The 18,016-nt window shown below is 58.6% G+C and carries 11 protein-coding genes and 2 pseudogenes; 4 read left to right on the plus strand and 9 right to left on the minus strand.

Annotated features, from left to right (window positions below; genetic code table 11):
* Window positions 1-24: 24 nt before the first annotated feature.
* From ACZZ0K_RS19400 to ACZZ0K_RS19415, 4 genes and pseudogenes are all read right to left on the minus strand, one after another.
* The gene (locus tag ACZZ0K_RS19400; protein ID WP_258707614.1) at window positions 25-3,489 is read right to left on the minus strand and encodes a dermonecrotic toxin domain-containing protein; all 3,465 of its coding nucleotides are present in this window, start codon (window positions 3,487-3,489) and stop codon (window positions 25-27) included.
* A gap of 153 nt (window positions 3,490-3,642) precedes the next feature.
* Complete coding sequence (locus ACZZ0K_RS19405) at window positions 3,643-6,195, minus strand: LuxR C-terminal-related transcriptional regulator (protein WP_258707613.1); 2,553 nt, start codon at window positions 6,193-6,195, stop codon at window positions 3,643-3,645.
* A gap of 138 nt (window positions 6,196-6,333) precedes the next feature.
* Window positions 6,334-7,701: a DUF1329 domain-containing protein gene (locus tag ACZZ0K_RS19410; protein WP_039759308.1), complete on the minus strand. Its 1,368-nt coding sequence runs from the start codon at window positions 7,699-7,701 to the stop codon at window positions 6,334-6,336.
* 23 nt (window positions 7,702-7,724) lie between these two features.
* Window positions 7,725-9,517: pseudogene (locus ACZZ0K_RS19415) on the minus strand (DUF1302 domain-containing protein).
* 710 nt (window positions 9,518-10,227) lie between these two features.
* Between ACZZ0K_RS19415 and ACZZ0K_RS19420 the strand changes: the two are divergent.
* Window positions 10,228-11,301 (plus strand): S-type pyocin domain-containing protein, encoded by a 1,074-nt coding sequence (locus tag ACZZ0K_RS19420; protein ID WP_258707612.1) that lies wholly within the window; start codon window positions 10,228-10,230, stop codon window positions 11,299-11,301.
* 255 nt (window positions 11,302-11,556) lie between these two features.
* Here ACZZ0K_RS19420 and ACZZ0K_RS19425 read toward each other — a convergent pair whose 3' ends face one another.
* The 4 genes and pseudogenes from ACZZ0K_RS19425 to ACZZ0K_RS19440 all read right to left on the minus strand — a co-directional run bounded on the left by ACZZ0K_RS19425 (window position 11,557) and on the right by ACZZ0K_RS19440 (window position 14,935).
* Entirely contained in the window at window positions 11,557-12,468 is a 912-nt protein-coding gene (locus ACZZ0K_RS19425; RefSeq protein WP_041478004.1) for an SDR family oxidoreductase, read from the minus strand.
* Between the two features lie 152 nt (window positions 12,469-12,620).
* Window positions 12,621-13,522: pseudogene (locus ACZZ0K_RS19430) on the minus strand (alpha/beta fold hydrolase).
* Window positions 13,522-14,304, minus strand: a complete 783-nt coding sequence (locus ACZZ0K_RS19435) for a class II aldolase/adducin family protein (protein WP_024011642.1) — start codon at window positions 14,302-14,304, stop codon at window positions 13,522-13,524. Before ACZZ0K_RS19435 ends, ACZZ0K_RS19430 begins: the two are co-directional and overlap by 1 nt.
* Before the next feature lie 175 nt (window positions 14,305-14,479).
* Complete coding sequence (locus ACZZ0K_RS19440) at window positions 14,480-14,935, minus strand: flavodoxin (RefSeq protein WP_236169713.1); 456 nt, start codon at window positions 14,933-14,935, stop codon at window positions 14,480-14,482.
* A gap of 153 nt (window positions 14,936-15,088) precedes the next feature.
* On the opposite strand from ACZZ0K_RS19440, the gene ACZZ0K_RS19445 reads away from it, so the two are divergent.
* Together ACZZ0K_RS19445 and ACZZ0K_RS19450 are read left to right on the plus strand one after the other, a co-directional pair.
* Window positions 15,089-15,565 carry a PAS domain-containing protein gene (locus ACZZ0K_RS19445; RefSeq protein WP_041478000.1) on the plus strand — a complete coding sequence of 159 codons (477 nt, stop codon included), beginning with the start codon at window positions 15,089-15,091 and terminating at the stop codon, window positions 15,563-15,565.
* A gap of 54 nt (window positions 15,566-15,619) precedes the next feature.
* Complete coding sequence (locus tag ACZZ0K_RS19450) at window positions 15,620-16,225, plus strand: hypothetical protein (protein WP_024011639.1); 606 nt, start codon at window positions 15,620-15,622, stop codon at window positions 16,223-16,225.
* A gap of 3 nt (window positions 16,226-16,228) precedes the next feature.
* Here the strand turns inward: ACZZ0K_RS19450 and ACZZ0K_RS19455 are convergent, their stop codons facing one another.
* Complete coding sequence (locus tag ACZZ0K_RS19455) at window positions 16,229-17,188, minus strand: MerR family transcriptional regulator (RefSeq protein WP_095180389.1); 960 nt, start codon at window positions 17,186-17,188, stop codon at window positions 16,229-16,231.
* A gap of 211 nt (window positions 17,189-17,399) precedes the next feature.
* Between ACZZ0K_RS19455 and ACZZ0K_RS19460 the strand changes: the two genes are divergently transcribed.
* Entirely contained in the window at window positions 17,400-17,969 is a 570-nt protein-coding gene (locus ACZZ0K_RS19460; protein ID WP_041477999.1) for a putative antibiotic biosynthesis monooxygenase, read from the plus strand.
* Window positions 17,970-18,016 lie beyond the last annotated feature (47 nt).

An 18,016-nucleotide genomic window follows, 5' to 3' on the forward strand; every position in this document is an offset into this window, starting at 1 on the left:
CAGACTATGAGCCCTCGAAACGGCTCAGCGAACCGTGGTCTTGCTGAATGCAGACTCAGCCTCTTGCATCAGTGCCTTGAAGAACCCGATCAGTTCATCGGCCGGGTCTTCATGGCCGGTGTAATACGTAACCAGTTCCGCGACCGTGCGGGCGTCTTCAAACAGACTGAGAAACGAGCGTTGCGCACGGGTAAGTTCTTTAGCCGGCGCCCCCGCCGCTGCAGCCTGACCCAATGTCAGCAGTCCGCTCAATACATCCTGCACATGCCCCAGCGCGGCGGAATAATCACCGCGCCGGTGCGACTGCGACGCGTCGTAGATGCTTTTCATCACCTGCACAGCCACCACCACAGTGCCTACGGGTGGCACCAGCAGGCTGACAATGTTTGCGGCCTTCAACAGATTTTCATAAACCACACTGGCGATTATTTCGTTGAGACTGGTGGTCCGTTCGTCGATGTCACTCAATACACGGCGCACTCGCTCGTCATGGAAAGTGAACAGATCGGGCAGTAACGAACGCTGCTGTGTGCGAATGACCGGTCGGGTATCAACCGTTGCGACCAGATTATCGAAGTAGTCATTGGTCACTTTCTGGTCAACCAGCAGTATCCGCTCGCTGTAATAGCTCCTGAATGGGCCTTTTCGAAAACGAATCGAAGGAATGAACTCAGCGATCGGTCGGAAGTTGACTTGATCCGGTGCGTCAGGCGTATAGAGCAAGTCGAAGAAACCTGACGACAACTTCAGTCGAAAAATATAAACGCCGCCAACCGCGCGGTCCCCAGGAGTCGTCAGACCCAGCGCGCCAATATTGAATTTGTACAGCCCGATATCACCTTCGGCGGTGCTGGTCCCTACCGACTGATAACCGCCACTCTCTTTCAGGTTATCGATGACCCCTTGGACAGCAGAGAAAGACTCTGTCGATAATCTGCCGTTGGTGAAATCGGCAAACGCATTGCGATACATCTCACAGCGGATTTTCCGGGCGTGTACCGCGCGCTTGAAAGCGTGATCAGGATGAGCCTTGTTCAGATATTGCTCTTCCAGCATCGCGCTGTATCGGTCACCAGGGCGGAAGGTTTTCGATAGCGAAGACAAATCCCGGATATCCAGTTTTTCAACGAGGGGATGTCCATTCACCAAGTAATATTTGGGGCTGTACTTGGTTTCATAGGCCGGATGCACCGCTTCGAAAGCGAGTCCCTCAAGCAAGACGTCGGTAACGCTCTTACGAAACTCTTCGGTCTGAATAATGATCTGGTCGGGATTGACCGAAATGTTGCTGCCGCGCGAACGCAACAGGTCTTCTATCTGGGCTTTCACCGCGTCATAGGTGAACTGCTCGAATGTCGGAAAACCATTGTCTCGTGCATCAACCGTGGACAGCGCCTTGAGTTCGGTTGTCAGACGCGAATAGCGCTTGCGCCCCTCAATGCCAAGCGCCCGATAAGCTGCCGGTGCAATGGCCTTGTGCAGCGCAACTTCGGCTCGGTAGGCGACATTTACGTAGTCCGCCAAAGGTGCCTTGGCGTTCAGATAAAGATCGACCGGCCGGCTATCAAGCGTGTAGCGGTAGCTCAGTTGAGTACCAGCGCTGCCAAGCAACTCACCCGCCTCGTGCAGGTAGTCGGGATGAATCATCAATGCGGCGTATTCACGATCCGCCGACAATGCCGACTCCAGCCAGCGGTTCGCCGCGTAGATATCGGAAAATTTCTGCAGTTCGAATTGCCCGTCAGCTGTTTTGACCAACATCAGCGACGGTGCGTATTCTTTGGCCGAAATCATCAGAACATCTTTCAATGCTGGGACTTGCAGCCTGATTTTCAAGCCCTGAATAGTCACCGCAGGGTCGTTGGCCATGGCTCGCGCGATGATGTTCGCATCGGTGGAATCCAGCTTCCCGGACTGGCGAGCTACAAAAACTGCAAACTCCATCTGGCTGAAGAGATAGTTGCGATAGGCCTCCTGCCAAGCAACCGACGGCGAGTATGCAAGACTGCCGGTAAACTCCAGGCGCAGATTACGATTTTCCAGCCACTGCTCGAGCGCTACTGCCGTCAGCCGACTTCCGTCGGGAGCGCCGATGATGGTCAGAGTCGCTTTGTAACCATTGTCGTGCAGACCGAAAACAAGAAACTCCGTCAGCGTCCGGGTTTCTTCCTGCTCGATGGTCCGTCCGGCAATCTGCAAAGTGTACGAGCTATGGACACTGATCGCTTCAGGATCCAGGCGTTCGTCAAAGGCCCTCTGCGCCCATGCGGAGAACGTGCGCAGCACATAGTCCTTGAAAGAAAAACACGTATCGAACGCGCTCGAATATGCAGCCTCATACTGGTCTTTGGATTCTTCAAGCTCGCTATAACGTTGTTGAACATCGCTACCAGCGGCATGCAGCCAAAGCGGCCAGTCGGTGCGCTTCAGTGCCGCCCAGAGCAGATAGAAACGGGTGTCGATGCCGTAACGCAGCACATGCAGGCGTTGATTCTCCTGAAGCATGGAGGTCAGCGGTTTTTCCAGTTGTACCCGGCCACTGATCAAGGTTGCCACGCTTTCAAGCTGACCTTTGAGGTGAGCCTCTGCACAAAACGCATGAGGACTTTGCGTGGCTTTCGGATAACTGATCTGCTCGCTACGCAGGGAAAGTCTCTGCTGAAGTTTGCTGTGCAAATCGGTATTTCTTTCAAAGAACTCGAAGCCGTTTTCCGGCGTGTGCAGCAGATAGGAAGTCGACTCGTTGACCAGTTGCATCTCTGCGACCGCACGCTCGGCGTTGTCCAGAACGAAACAGGGCTGGCGCACCAGAAGATAATCCTGTGCCGGTTGCAGGTTGACTTCAAACGCTGCGCGACCGGCATCTGCTTCCAGCAGATGAGCGAATCGCTCGCCCAATCGGGCATCGAAATTGTTGGCCATGACCGACAGCGACAGCTCTGCACCGGTGACCACGGCATAGGCCTTGATGAAAGCCTGTTTGTTCGACAGCGGTGCATTGTCGGCATGGACGGGTTTCGCTGGCGCAGCCCAGAACTTTGCGATCTCGGCTCGCAATGTTTTTTCCAGTCCGGCAGTTACAGCAGCGATCAGATCTTCAACAACAATGGTATTGAGCACCTTGACTTTGAATTGCTCACTGAACGTATCCGGCAGAACAAAAACCCCATCGCCCCCCATAATATAGGCAGGACTTATATGGTTATTCAGACAATGAACCGTCACCTCCCAAAGAGTGCCTGATGGCCGATTTTCATCGGCAGGGAAAGCAGGATCCGTATTGATATAGACCTTGTCGATATCAACTGTTTTGCCCAGACGCTTCAATTCACCTTCAAGCATGTTGCGCAGAATATCCAGCACGCTCGGCATGGCGTCGATGATCTTGAACAGATCTGTTTTAGCCTGTGTTGCCTTTTCCCACTCTTCCGGCCAGGTAACCTGCTCACCGAAAGAACCACGCATCAAACTTTTATATAACTTGGCCACAAACTTTCCTTACTTGATTATCCAGAGCTGCAAGTGCAGCCACCGCCGATAATTGCAAGGTAGTTTCTTTTTCAGCCGACATGAAGCTCGAACAAATTACAAAACATGCCACCCAACAACGAACACCATGTTGTGCTACTGAAATTTACAAAACTAAACCAGTATCCCCATCAACTTGGCTTTCGCCACAGCCTGGGTTCTGCGTTCTACACCCAACTTACCGTTAATCCTCCTCGCATGGGTTTTTACTGTATGTAATGAAATAAACAGTTGCTCGGCAACTTGCTGATTAGAAGCCCCTTGAGCAATCAACATCAGCACTTCGCGTTCGCGCCGACTGAGGCCAGGCGCCTGATCATCGTTTTCCCGTGGCCAGGCAGAAACCTCCTTGCCAGACCCAGTGAGGCTACCTCGGCGTAATTCCCACTCGCGCACGGCTTGCTGCAATCGGCAACGCTCCGCCAGCGTTGCGGCTCGCTGGAACGCTTGCTGCGCCGCTACCGTGTCACCGTGCGCTTCGGCCAACTGGGCGAAGGCCAGCAACAGCTCCGTTTCCGCCGCCAACATGCCTTTGGCCTGAGCGCGCTTCAACAATCGCTCAATGGTTGGCAGAGCGCTTTCGTCCGGGACCGATTGCGCATTCGCGCAGGCCAGCAGGTATTCGATGCGAATAATCAGTTCGAACGTCGCGGGTGGCGCCTGCAACGCCGAAGGTCCCCGGTAATGCCGTAACAGTCGGCTCAACGCTTCTTGCGCAAGATGCGGTCGGCCCTGCTGCAACCAGAACTGGCTGCTCACCTGCAACACAACACCGCGATAGACCGTATCGGGAATCTGCCGTTGCTGCATGACCCTTTCGGCCTCGCGCAGGCGTTCGAAAGCGCAGGCATAATCGCCGCGATTGCCGGCCAGTTGCGCCTGCCCCAGATAACCATACAAGACCCGCTTGTCGTGGCTGCGCAAGCAATCTTCAAGGCCTTCGCTGAACAACTGCGCAGCCTGCTCTTCAAGGCCCATGCACAGCGCCAGTCGTCCACGCCGCAGGGCAATCCGGCCGAGCAGCGGCACGGGCAGCGTGGCGCGCTGGCGCAGCAAGTGCTCGATCTCCACCAGCAGGCTTTCCGCACGCAAAGGCGCGCCTCGCTGCTCGAGCCATTGCGCATGGTCAAGCTCAAGCAACCCTTCAAACAGCAAGGAGCCGTGAGCACGCGCCAGACACAGCGCTTCGCGGTTGAGGGCATGGGCCTGATCCAGCTCGCCGCACAGTAACGCCTGCTGGGTCAGTCCCGACAGGCACATCAAACGCGCCTGCCAGGCATCGTCAGCCAGTGCAGACAAAGCCTCCTGAAAGCAGGCGCGTGCCGACTCCATTTGCCCTTGCAGGTGAAACAGCCATCCCTGTTGCGCCTGCCAGCGGGCCAGCAGTTGCTGCTCCAGTTGCGCTGTCGGCTGCGGCATGAAGCGGCCGAGATGAGCCAGGCATTGCCCGGCCTGTTCGAACCGGCCGGCAAACAATAAGGCGCCCGTGACCAGCACGATCAGCTGTGGTGTCATCAGGGTCAGCTGCTGGCTTTGCTGCTCGTGCAAACGCAACAGCAGGACGACGGTCTGGTCTTCGAACAAGTCTTCGAAGCCGAAATGCTGCAACAGGCTGACGGCAGTTTCGTATTCCTCGGCCAACAACGCTTGCTCGAACGCCGCTCGCCAATCCTGCGTCGCGCTGAACCACTGACAGGCGCGCCGGTGCCAGGAACGCGCACACGGCCAGTGCGACTCCTGGATGATTCGCGACAGCGGGCGGAACACCTGGAGCCAGTCAGCGGATTGCTGCCATGGCTCGATAAAGCAGCCCAACACCTGCAGATCGTGCAGCAGCCGCGCGCCTTCGCCGGCGCCGAACAAATGCTCGCAAAGCGGCGCATTGAACCGTGGCAGGTGAGCCAGCACACGCCATGCCTCGTCCTGCTCCGGCGTCAGGTTGCTGAACAGTTCGTGCTGCAGATAATCGAGCAGAGTGTCGACACGCTGCTGCGGTTGCAGGTTTTGCGACCAGTCGCATTTCTGCAGGAGCGCCATGCGCGCCCCCGCGCACCAACCGCCAGTACGCTGGATGATACGGGTGGCGACGCGGTCCGCCTGGTCAAGCGGCAAATGGTGCAACACCGATACAACTTCATCGTGAGTCAGCGCCAGGCTGGCGCTCTCGAATTCGTAGAGTTCGTCATCTAGCAACAGGCGCGGCCAGTTGCACTGCGGCCGGCGGCGAGTGCTGATCCACCAGGTGAGCGCCGGGCTGCTGACCGCCAGCAAGCGATCCAGCAGAGCATCCACAGCCGGATCCGGCAGCCGACTGTAATCGTCGATAAACAGCGACGTCGGCCTCGACCAATGGGCCAGCTCCGCCATCAGCTGCGTATCGTCAAGGCCTTCGACCAGCCCGAGCGCCCGCGTCAGACGCAGGCGAAATTCATCGGCGCTGAGCGCTGCTCCCGCCAGCGGCAGCCAGATTGCCTCGCACTCCGCGCGCACCTGAAGAAGACATTCGGTGAGCAGTACGGTTTTGCCACTGCCTGCCGACGCGCACAACAGCCTGACCCGTGCGTTCGATGTCAGCAAAGGCGCAGTCAAGCGACTGCGAGGCTGATGATGTGAAGAAAGCCTCGGCAAAAATCCGGGTCGATCCAGGCACGGGGTCATGGCGGTCATCGGGTGAGCCTTCTTATCGTTGTGCGCTCACCCTAGCCCTCTCCCGCGCCCTTGTTGACGAGTATTCAGCACGCTGATTGATGGCCATAAAAAAGGCGACCGTGCGGTCGCCTTTTGTCCAGCGGTACAGCAGAGCCGTTAGCGCACGCCCTCGGCGCGCAGGGCCGAAGGTGTGTAATCGGCAGCCTTGGCTTCAAAACCGAATTCGAAGCTGTGCTTCTCTTCGTTCTTCATGCCCAACGCAATGTAGCGGCCGGCAATGATGTCGTAGAGCGCTTCCAGCGTGTAAGCCTGAGCCTGATGATCGTAGTAGTACTGCGCGTGACCTTCGGCAACGCGCCACAGTTGCCCGCGACCGTCGTAGTGATCGGCCAGTGCCACTTGCCAGCTGTCCTCGTCGATGTACATGTGGCGCTTGGCGTAGATGTGCCGCTCGTTCGGTTTCACCGTGCCGATCACTTCCCAGACGCGGTGCAGTTCGTAACGGGTCAGGTCCTGATTGATGTGCCCGGCCTTGACGATGTCGTCGTACTTGAGCTTCGGCGAGTCGAGCTTGTAGCTGTTGTAGGGAATGTACATTTCCTTCTTGCCGACCAGTTTCCAGTCATAGCGATCCGGAGCACCGGAGAACATGTCGAAGTTGTCGGAAGTCCTCAGGCCATCGGCCGCTGTACCCGGGCCGTCATAGGCCACTTGCGGCGCGCGCCGTACGCGGCGCTGACCGGCGTTGTAGATCCACGCCAGACGCGGTTCCTTCACCTGATCGAGGGTTTCGTGCACCAGCAGCACGTTACCGGCCAGCCGCGCCGGGGCGGTCACCGATTGCTTGAAGAAGGTCAGCACGTTGGCGGCTTTTTCCGGGTCGATGTCTTTCATCAGTTGCGGCACGGCGATCTCTTCCTCGAAGCGGATCGGCGTGTAACTGCCGTTGGTCTGCGGTGTGACCTGGGTGATGATCCGCCGCAGATTGCCACCGTGGTAGCGGGTGATGTGGTTCCACAGCACCTCGACGCCGTTCTTCGGAATCGGGAAGGCGTAGTAGCGGTTGCCGGTGAAATTGGCCAGGCCGTTGCCGTCGTTGATCGCGTTGACGTTCAGCGCGCTGCGCTTGGCCGACTCATAGATTTCCGCCGGCGCCCCCACGGTGCGGTGGGTCGGGTAAACCGGGATCTTGTAGGTTTCCGGGTAGCGTTTGAACATCGCCACCTGGCCATCGGAGAGCTTGCTTTTGTACTGCTCGACGTTCGCGGCGGTGATGGTGAACAGCGGTTTTTCGTTGGCAAACGGGTCGGCGAGGAAGCCCTTGCTGTCCACCGCACCGGCGTTTTTCGGGATGCCGCCGGTCCAGGCCGGAATCGAACCGTCCGCATTGCCGGCCTTCTCGGCGCCGAGCGGGGTCAGGCTGGTGCCGAGCTTGTTCGCTTCATCCGGCGACACCGCCGCCATCACGTTGGCGGCCAGCAGACTCAAGGCCAGCACGCCACATTGCAGAATCGTTTTGCGCATTGCAGTCATCCTTCTCGGGCAGATCAGAAGTTCACGCCGAAGCTCAGGGCCACGAAGTCACGGTCTTCGAGGACGTTGTAGTCGCCACCGAAAAAGTCGGTGTAACTCAGGCTCGCGGTGTAGGTGTTGCGGTAGTCGGCATCGACGCCGAAGCTCACGGCTTTCGCACCTTCGTTGAACAGGCCGTTGGGGCCGTAACCGGCGACGTCGTGCGACCACGACAGGTTGGGCTTGAGGTTGATCCCACCGATGACGTTGGCGTAATCGAGAATCGCCCGGGCGCGATAGCCCCAAGAAGTCGAGGTGACGAAGCCGTCGGTATCGCCGCCGAAACCATACTGGCCGTAGACCGAATCACGGCCATAACGCAGCTCACTGCGTGACTCCAGACCACCGACATGCACCACCGCTGCTTCGCCGACCACGGTCAAGCGTTCGGCGCCGAGCACCTGATCGAAGAAGTGTGTGAGGGTGCTCTGGATTTGCGTGACTTCCTTGCGCCGGTAGCCTTTGTTGTCGGCACCCGGCGAAGTGGCGAGTGGCGATGCGGTGCCGCCGGCAATCGGGTTGACCAGCGCCAGGGTCAGGTCGTTGGTGTTGACCTGCACCGGCGCGTTCGGCCGGTAGCTGATCTCGCCGGTCCACGCGGTGCCGGTGGGCAGCGTGGTGGAGAAACTGGCGCCGTACAGACGAATGTCTTCCGGGTATTCGAGGTAATACTGACCGCGCCCGAGCATCACGCTTTGCGCCAGCCCGGCACCACTGCCGGGCGCGAGTCCGTTGGCAATGCCGACCATGCCTGGCAACGCCGCCAGTGTCGACAGCCCCGCCGTAGTGGTGCCGACCGTCGGCGTACGGCTGTGGTAGTTCATGAAGTAGAGGCCGTACTCGGTGTCGTCGCCGAGCCAGCGCAGCGCCGTGCCCCACTGCCCGGAATCGCGCGCATCACGATCGCCGCCACGGGGATCACCACGCCCTCCCGGGTGACCTGGATGCCTTGGCCGAACGCGGTGGTCAGCGGCACCAGTGGCGCCACCGCTGGGCTGCCGACGGTGTAGCCGTTGTTGCAACCGTCCGCCGCCACGTCGACGCCGAAGAACGTGCCGCAGTTGTCGAGAACGGTCTGGTCCCACTCCAGTTGGTAGAAGCCTTCGACCGAGAGTTTGTCGGTCAGGCTCTGCGAACCAAACAGCATGTTCACCGGAATCAGGCCTTCCTTGATCTCGGCACCGGGACGGCGGAATGCCGAGACATCAACCGGGTTGATGCTGTTGATCGAGTTGCCGATGAAGGTACTTTCGCCCCAGCTCACCACCTGCTTGCCGGCCCGCACGGTGCCGGGCAAATCAGCGATAGCGTAGTTGTGATAAACGAAGGCATCGAGGATCTGCGCGCCGGAAGACTTGGCGCCTTCCTTGCGGCCGCTGTCGCTGATCTGTTTGAACTCGCGGTCTTCGTCCTTGAGTTCGAAGTCGTACCAGTATTTGCCCCGCACAAACACGCCGGTATCGCCGTACTTCAGTTCGAGGTCGTGGATACCCTTGAAGATCTTCGAAAAGGTTTCGCCCTTCTTGAAATTCAGGCGCCCGTCATCACCGGTGGACGATTGTCCGCTGCCGCCATTGACCGTGCCGACCAGCGAGTTGTCGGCATCGCGCAGACCCCAGCTCGCGCCGACCGAAAGTGACGAGTCGAAGGTGCCTTCGATTTCGCCGATGTTGAAGGCGACCGCTTGCGTCTGGGTGCAGCAACCCAGAGCCACCGCAGCGGCCAGCGCCTGCGGTGTGAAGATGGCGCGCATTGTTGTTTTTGTCATGCGTCTTCCCCGGTGAGTGACAGAAGGCCCCACCCTACTGCCGGGTGAAGCGGTCGATAAGCGCACCAAGGAGGTATTTGCGTTGTCGCTCGAAAGGATGAATGGCCTTGTACGGCGGGGCCTGGGGCGGTTCATGGACTGGCTGGATAGCGCGTCATCAGCGCCATCCATGCGCACGCCACTGTTGCGCGCCCCGTAACAGTGCATGTCTGGAATCGGTATTTTTCCTACAGGCTTGAGACCTTATTCTGAGCGCGCTTTCCTCGGTACACGCCGCAAAGCGCCAAGCTCGCCACGCTGAATCGCGAGCGACTGGCTACAGATTCTGGATAAATCGATGTTTTCGGTTTACCGCCCCGCTGTTCACTGACGTTGATTTGTAGCTCCTTGATCCAACGTCTTACCTTGGCCGCTGCGTTTGCAGCGGCCTTTTTTATGGGCGTTTAAAAAGGCTGGTTAGCGGTTCGGGAGCGCTTCCGATCAGCGCGTCAGACATTTCTTCGAAGCTCGGACGAATTCCCTCTGCATCGATGAAAACCCGCGAAAACCCTTTCGACATAACGCCCTGTTACCGACGGGCTTCTCGGATTTGATTACCGCCACTCTGATGTAACTTGAAACACCTCAACCATTCGCTGGTGACACGGATGTCATCGCCACCCGTGCGCACTTTCGAGCGAGTGAAAACGCACATTCACAAGGATATGAATATGCCAAAGCCTCCACCGTTAGAACTGGATCCGCGCCAGCGTGACATTGCCGAAGCGGTGCGCCGGGAGCAGGAAGAAATCCGCGTACGCGAACAGGCGCGTCTGGCCGCGTTGGCGGAGAAACAGCGTCGGGATACCGAACAGGCTCGACTGGCGGCTGAGACCGCGCGCCTGAATGCTGAGGCTGAAGCTCGGAAGAAAGAGCGGCTGGCTGAGTTGAAAATCGCCCAGGCCGAGGCACAAGCCAAAGCTGAAGCAGCGGCGCTGGCCAATGCGGCAGAACAGGCTCGGTTACAGGAGGAACGCAAGCATGTCTTTCCGGCTTATGGAGCAGTGGCCCGCAACGGCCCGGCCGTTTCTTTCGCTTCGACAGCCGTCCCGCTCGGCCCGGCTACCTCGGCGGGAATACTCAATGCGCTACGTACGGCAAAAGCGACCCTGACAGCGACGGGCTCGACGCTGTTCGGCAGTCCGGTACTGATGGGATTCGCAGCACTGTTGATGCCGTCACCTCTGGGCAACGGCGAACGCTTTGCGATGAGCGTTCCACTGGCCGAGTTGTCGTCCGAGCCGGCCGAGACGCTGCGTGAAATCGCAGACCGGCAGGGCACTTTGGAGATGCAGGTCGGGCTAGGGGTCAGGCGACTCGGGGCTGGCACGCAAGTGTTCGTCGCTACGAGTGATGACTTCCATATTCGCTCAAGTGTGATGGTCCTCAATGCCGCATACGATTTGCTCAACGACGTATACCAGGTCGCGCTATCGAACTCGCCCACCGACTTGCTGACCTGGACTCCGGCTATCTCGCCGGGAGACCAATCGACCGCCTTGCCAATAGTGGATACCGGTTCGCCCGCCTATTCCGGCGCTTCCGTTGTTCCGATTGAAGGGCGGCTGGATCTGAACCCGATCCTGGTCGAACGCTGGGATCGATTCATCATCGTTTTTCCGGCTGATTCGGGGATAGAGCCGCTTTATGTGGTGTTCAGCAGTCCTTATACGGGGGCAACCGAAAAGGGAAAGCACAGCGGGCGTGGTTTCAACCCAGACGAGACTGGAGATGAAATGACATAGTCACTGTGTTCGCGTTACTTCAGGCAACGCCACATCTGGACATGATGATCAGACGCCACAATCGAGACCTGATCAACGAGTATGGGACCCTGGAAGCGTCGTACTCTCGGCTCTTCGCTGCCGGGATTTTGCTGGAGGGGGAAAAGGGCCTCGCTATCAAAGGACCTAACTGGAAGCCGCCCAAGTTCATGACAGAACAAAGATACATTTGAAAACTGGAGCCACCAGCCGCGAAGGCTGGTGGCTCCGTTACCTTCAAATCGAATACTTCTGCAAATTCGCCATCATTTCCTTCAACGCTTCAATATTGTCCTTCGGATGCGCCGCCCCTTCGAAATCACAAATCTGCTGCCAGTGCGCCGCGACGTCTTCCGGCGAGAACCCCTCGCGCGGATCGAAGCCGGCACCGAGGCTGCGTTCCCAGCGCACCTTGCCCATCCAGCCGCCGCCGACTTCGAACAGGCCGGACGTTTCCTGGCATTGCTCGCTGGCCAGATACACCACCAGCGGGCTGACCAGTTCCGGCTTCAGTTGCTCGAATACTTGCGGCGGGATCAGGCCCTCGGTCATGCGCGTGCCGCCGGTCGGGGCGATGGCGTTGACCAGAATGTTGTTCTTGCGCCCTTCGATCGCCAGCGTTCGGGTCAACCCGTACAGCCCGAGCTTGGCCATGCCGTAGTTGGACTGGCCGAAATTGCCATAGATGCCTGAAGTCGATGCAGTGAAAATCACGCGACCGTAGTTTTGCTCGCGCAGATGCGGCCAGGCGGCACGGGTAACCTTGTAGGCGCCTTCGACGTGGACGCGATAGACCAGATCCCAGTCGGCGTCGTCCATCTTGTGAAACGACTTGTCGCGCAGGATCCCGGCGTTGTTGACTACGACGTCGACGCGGCCGAAGGCATCAAGGGCGTTCTGTACCAGTTTGTCGCCGTCAGTCACCGAGTCGTGGTTGGCTTCGGCAATACCGCCGGCCTCGCGGATTTGCGCCACTACGCGGTCGGCAGCCGAAGCGTTGGCGCCCTCGCCCTGCGTCGAGCCACCGAGATCGTTGACCAGCACTTTGGCGCCCTGTCTGGCGAACAGCAGCGCATGCGCACGACCGAGGCCGCCACCGGCGCCGGTCACTATCACGACTTTATCTTCGAAACGCACAGGTTCATTCATCGCGGCAACTCCAGCAGGCCAAGGGATATTGCCCCGAGTGTCAGGCACGGCGCTTTGGGTCACAACGAACACGGCTGCGGCTGAATGGTGCGCGATAAGGCTGAGGGATGATCGAGTGTCAGGACGCCGAGAGCCCGTGCTCTCGGCGAGAATCAGGAGTACGCCACTTTGCGCGGAGGCAATACCAGACGATCGCGGAACGCCAGATAGTGCTTGAGTACCAGCACCGGCGCCTCGGTTTGCGGATAGTGGCCGATGCCTGGCAACAGCACGGTGTCTGCATCAGGGATCAGTTCGCGATATCGCTCGACCATGTGCACGCCGGAGATCGGGTCAAATGCGCCGTCGATCACCCGCAAGGGAATGTCACCCTGCTGCATGGCCGTCACCCAGCGCTCACGTTGCACCCGGCGCTCGGGGATATAAGTGATCAATTTATGCAGGATGCGCGGGCCATGGTTGCTGTCGACCAGACTCCAGTAATCATCCAGTTCGCTTTCAGTCGGCTGGGTCTGCGGGCCGAAGATCTGCCGGAAACCTTTGACCAACGCCTCACGACTGAATGCGCGACCAAGCAGCCAGCCAATCGGACTGAGCAGCAGTTTCTGCATCAGCAGTGGACGATGGGTTTCCGGAAACAGACCGCCATTAAGGAATACGCAACTGGCCACTTCAATGCGCTTTTCGTAGTGCCGCGCGAGCAGTTCCTGAGCAACGCTGTCGCCATAGTCGTGGGCAAGAATATGCACCGCTTGTTCAACCTGCAGATGGGCGAGCAGCGCCTGTTGCAGATCGGCCTGTTCCAGCAGGCTATAGGTGTGATTGCGCGGTTTTGCCGAATCGCCGAAACCGAGCATATCGCAGGCGATCACCTGATAACGCTGGGCCAGTGGCTGCCACAGGTAATGCCAATCCCAACTGGCGGTGGGGAAACCGTGAATCAACAGCAACGGTTCACCCTGCCCGACTGTCCAGTAGCGGATCGACTGGCCACGAAAGACAAAGTCCGGCTGCGCTTGCGCCAGACACACAAAGGAATCTCGGCAAGTGGCATTAGAATTTATACCCCGGATCCTGCAGGTCGAGTTTGCGCAGCAGCGCCGGCCACGCCAGCGCGCCACCCATGCCCTGCGCGCTCTTGGTGACGCCGGCAATCATCGCTTTGGCGCCGGCGAGAATCTGCGGTTCGATGGCGATCAGTTCGGCACCTCCGGTTTGCGCCATGACCTGAATGTCGCAGGCACGCTGGAAGGTGAACATCATCAGAAAAGTGTCGGCGATAGTCCCGCCGCAGGTGAGCAGACCGTGGTTGTGCAGCATGAGGAAACTGTTGTCACCAAGATCGGCTTGCAGGCGCGCCTTTTCTTCATGATTCAGGGCCACGCCCTCGTAGGCGTGATAGGCCAGGCTCGACAGCACGAACAACGACTGTTGACTGATCGGCAACACCCCCTGCCTTTGCGCCGACACCGCAACGCCTGACGCAGTGTGCGTATGCAGCACGCAAACCACATCGTGGCGAACTTCGTGGACGGCACTGTGAATGGTGTAGCCGGCGGGGTTGATTTCGTAGGGGCTGTCCATGAGTTTGTTGCCGGCCTGATCGACTTTCACCAGGCTTGAGGCGGTAATCTCGTGGAACATCAGGCCAAACGGATTGATCAGGAAATCTTCGGTGCCGGGCACCTTGGCCGAGATATGCGTGAAGATCAGATCGTCCCAGCCGTGCAGCGCCACCAGACGGTAACAGGCGGCAAGATCAACGCGGGTCTGCCACTCGGCAGCGCTGACCTGATCTTTGACGTTCGGCGACGATTGGACGGGGGCTACGCTCACTGTATGCACCTCTGCGTTCTTCTTGTTCTGCTCGTGTAAGCAGTCTAGTCAGGCGCAGGGCATCGCGTAGTTGCATTGGCAGCCAGCTTGATGACTGAACGAGTCAGCCGGGCAAACAGCCTGGATCCGTTGCAATGCAACAACGCTTATAAGGTGCAGCGATTATTGCCCGCAATCAGCCCTTGAGCGCTTCGATCAACTGCGCCAGCCACGGCTCGGCATCGGTTTCCGGCGTGACGCTTTCGCTGGCGTCGATGCGCAACATTTCCTGAACCTCGTTTACGCCCAGTTCGGCAAACAGTTCGCGCATCTGCTCGCCACCGCCGCAGAAGGTGTCGCCATAGCTGGCATCACCGAGGGCGATCACCGCGCCGGGCAGGCCCCGCAACGAAGCAGGCAACTGATCGCGCAGCATCGAATACAACGGTTGCAGGTTGTCCGGCAGCTCGCCCATGCCAGTGGTCGAAGTGACGGCCAAAAGAGCCTCAGGAGCGAACGCCTGAATATCGGCCAGCGCGGCCCGCGAGTTGTAGAAGGTTTCAAAGCCGGCGGCTTTCAGCAGGTCCTGGGCGTGGCGGGCGACTTCTTCGGCGGTGCCGTAGACTGAACCTGAGAGGATGGCGACTTTCATCAATCTGATCCTGGAACTGAAAAAAAGAGCCGCGATAGTAACAGCCCATGCCGCGAAGTTGCGATTGGCTCTCAATGCAAGCGGATGGCCTATAGACAGTCCGCGGCTTTCTTCTAGAATGCCTGCCACTGACATAACGGAAGGGATTCTCGGATGATCAACGCCCGTCTGCTGCAAATGGTGATCAATGCTTCAAACGAAGGAATCGTCGTCGCCGAAAAGGAAGGTGATCGAGATAACATTCTTATCTACGTCAACCCCGCCTTTGAGCGCATGACCGGTTATACCAGCGAAGAGATCCTTTATCAGGACTGTCGTTTCCTCCAGGCTGGGGACCGTGATCAACTCAGTCTGCAACCGATTCGCGACACATTGCGCGAAGGCGGCTCGTGTCGTGAGGTTCTGCGCAACTACCGCAAGGATGGCACGCCGTTCTGGAACGAATTGTCATTGTCGACGGTAAAGAATGCCGAGGACGGGCAGACTTATTTCATCGGCGTGCAGAAGGATGTGACGGTCCAGGTGAAGGCGCAGCAGCGGGTTGCACAGCTGGAAGCTCAGGTGGCGGCGCTGCAAAGCGAGCTGGCGGCACTCAAAGCGACGAACGGCGCAAACAAAACCGCGAACTGACGGTCATTAACTACAATCACCAATGACTTTGTAACTATTCACTTCGAGTTAGCCATGCAGCGCGACGCCCTCCTCACCCAGGACGAGCTGGATTTCATCCAGACAATGCAGCACAACCCGCAACTGAACGTGCGGGATGCGACGTCGAGTCTGCTGGTTAATGGTGGTTCGCAGATCCGTGACCTGCTGACACGTCTGGCTGCTCACGAGCAAGTGACGATCCAGGCCAACTTCGAAAATCAACAGATGACTTTCCCGCTGCATCTGGTGGAAGACGAGTTCCACGCGCTGCATCTGCGTCTCGGGGTGCCGAGCATCTACGAAGACGGGCCGATGGTGCGCCCATGGCGTCTCGTACTCGAGGAGCCGGTGGCATTGGAAAACGCCAAAGGCCAGCCCGGCACGCTGTGGGTGCACGAGGTGTCGCACAAAGGTGTGTTGCTGGAAGTGCGCAACAAGACCAAACCACCGAAACACTTCGCCCTGTGGTTCAGCCCTTCCGGTTATGAGCGCATCTCGTTGCGCGGCCATTTCGAGCGTGAAACCGAGCAAGGTTTCTTCGCTTACGAACTGAGCCAGACCGATGCCGACGAAACCGAGCGCCTGCGCCAGTTCATCCTTCAACAGCATCGCCTGACCCACCCCGCCCTGCACGCCTGAGTCTCAGGTATCCAGCTTGCCTGCCATGAATTGCTTCATGCGTTGACGCATCGTTGCGCCCTCATTCCCCAGACATGCAACGGATGAACCGGCCAGACTGTCTTCGGCCAGTTCCGAGGCATCGCCGGCCAACATCAATTGGCAATCGAGGCTCAGTGCCAGACGATTCAGGCGCCGGGGCAGCTCTGGACCGGGGGCATGATTGGAAAACAGTACAAGTGCGTCAGGCTTGACCTTTTCGCAGACCAGCGTCAATTCATCGAACGGCTGGCCCGTGGTCAGCACCCGCACGCCAGAATCGTTGCCGCTGAGAAACAGCGCCGCGACCAGCAACTCAAGCTCTCTGCACTGCCCCGCGAGCGCGCTGACAATCACCCGACGCGGTTGCGCACCCCGCAACATGACAATGCGCTGCAGTACACGCACCCTGAGAAATCCGTCGAGAAACAACCATTCGCTGGTTTGCCCGAAAGCGTCCTGGCGCTGCAGCAGTTGACGCCACAACGGCATCAGAATGGCTTCGAACACCACCGGCAGCGCGTACGACGAGAAAATCTGCCCGTAGACGCGATCCAGCTGCTGATCGTCGAACGCACTGACCGCCTGCTGAACCTGCTCCTGCCATTGCTTGTAATCGGCCTGCACATGGTCATCGGGGATGAAGTTTGCCAACACCTTCAGAGGCTCTGTTTTCGCCAGGATCTTGCCGACTTTGCTCACGGCCACGCCGCGATCGATCCAGTCGACAATGCTGCGCACGCGCTCGATATCGTTCATTGAATACAAACGATGCCCGCTTTCGGTGCGCGTCGGCTGGATGAGTCCGTAACGGCGCTCCCAGGCACGCAGGGTCACCGGGTTGACGCCAGTCAGGCGCGCCACTTCGCGGATGGGGAAAAGCTCTTCGCGCTCGATCGTGCCGAGTGCTGTCGAAGCCGGGCGAGGGTCCGTGATTACAGGCATCTGGCGGTCAACTTCCATGTCGGTTCATTGGATCCCATTTTAAACATGATGGACTGGAAACCTTCAAGTAGTGATCTGCGACGAAAGTGGCTGGTTTAATCGGCAAATTCAGGAATAATCCTTGCTTGTTGTAAAGCGCAAGCCTCTACCCCGGCTTGCGTCAGGCGAAGTTCTTACCCGGAGCGACGCACTCGAAATACGGAGATACAAAATGTCTACTTCCCCCGTCACGCTAATGGTAGCGCGTCGCGTCGCTGATGGCCGTTATCACGATCTTATCGCCTGGTTGCGCGAAGGCGAGCAACTGGCCACCGACTTCCCCGGCTACCTCGGCTCCGGCGTCCTCGCGCCACCGCCCGGTGACAACGAATTCCAGATCATCTTTCGCTTTGTCGATGAGCAGACCCTGCATGCGTGGGAATACTCGGCGTCGCGTACCGCCTGGCTTAACCGCGGCAGCGATTTGTTCGAACATCCTAAAGAGCACCGGGTCAGCGGCATTGAAGGCTGGTTTGGTGCTGCCGGCCAACGCCCGCCGCGCTGGAAACAGGCCGTGGCGATCTGGCTGGCGTTTTTTCCAGTGTCGCTGATATTCAACTTTGCCCTCGGCCCGCTGCTCGCTGAGCTGAGCCTGTTGCCGCGCATCTTGATCGGCACGGCGTGCCTGACGCCGCTGATGGTGTATTTCTTCATCCCGTTGTCGACGCGTCTGCTGGCGAACTGGTTGAACAGCACGCCGACGAGGCCATTGGCTGGCGCACCGTCGGCGCAGAATCGCTGATCCGCAGCGGGCGGCGAGCCTGTTATAGTTTTCGCTTCCACCGCGAT

The sequence above is a fragment of the Pseudomonas sp. AC255 genome, assembly GCF_979258175.1.

What these genes read in the sequence shown, in the direction of transcription:
- ACZZ0K_RS19405 (WP_258707613.1), bottom strand. Translation starts at nt 6,195, where the DNA reads ATGACCGCCATGACCCCGTGCCTGGATCGACCCGGATTTTTGCCGAGG.
- ACZZ0K_RS19410 (WP_039759308.1), bottom strand. Translation starts at nt 7,701, where the DNA reads ATGCGCAAAACGATTCTGCAATGTGGCGTGCTGGCCTTGAGTCTGCTG.
- ACZZ0K_RS19420 (WP_258707612.1), top strand. Translation starts at nt 10,228, where the DNA reads ATGCCAAAGCCTCCACCGTTAGAACTGGATCCGCGCCAGCGTGACATT.
- ACZZ0K_RS19425 (WP_041478004.1), bottom strand. Translation starts at nt 12,468, where the DNA reads ATGAATGAACCTGTGCGTTTCGAAGATAAAGTCGTGATAGTGACCGGC.
- ACZZ0K_RS19440 (WP_236169713.1), bottom strand. Translation starts at nt 14,935, where the DNA reads ATGAAAGTCGCCATCCTCTCAGGTTCAGTCTACGGCACCGCCGAAGAA.
- ACZZ0K_RS19445 (WP_041478000.1), top strand. Translation starts at nt 15,089, where the DNA reads ATGATCAACGCCCGTCTGCTGCAAATGGTGATCAATGCTTCAAACGAA.
- ACZZ0K_RS19450 (WP_024011639.1), top strand. Translation starts at nt 15,620, where the DNA reads ATGCAGCGCGACGCCCTCCTCACCCAGGACGAGCTGGATTTCATCCAG.
- ACZZ0K_RS19455 (WP_095180389.1), bottom strand. Translation starts at nt 17,188, where the DNA reads ATGCCTGTAATCACGGACCCTCGCCCGGCTTCGACAGCACTCGGCACG.
- ACZZ0K_RS19460 (WP_041477999.1), top strand. Translation starts at nt 17,400, where the DNA reads ATGTCTACTTCCCCCGTCACGCTAATGGTAGCGCGTCGCGTCGCTGAT.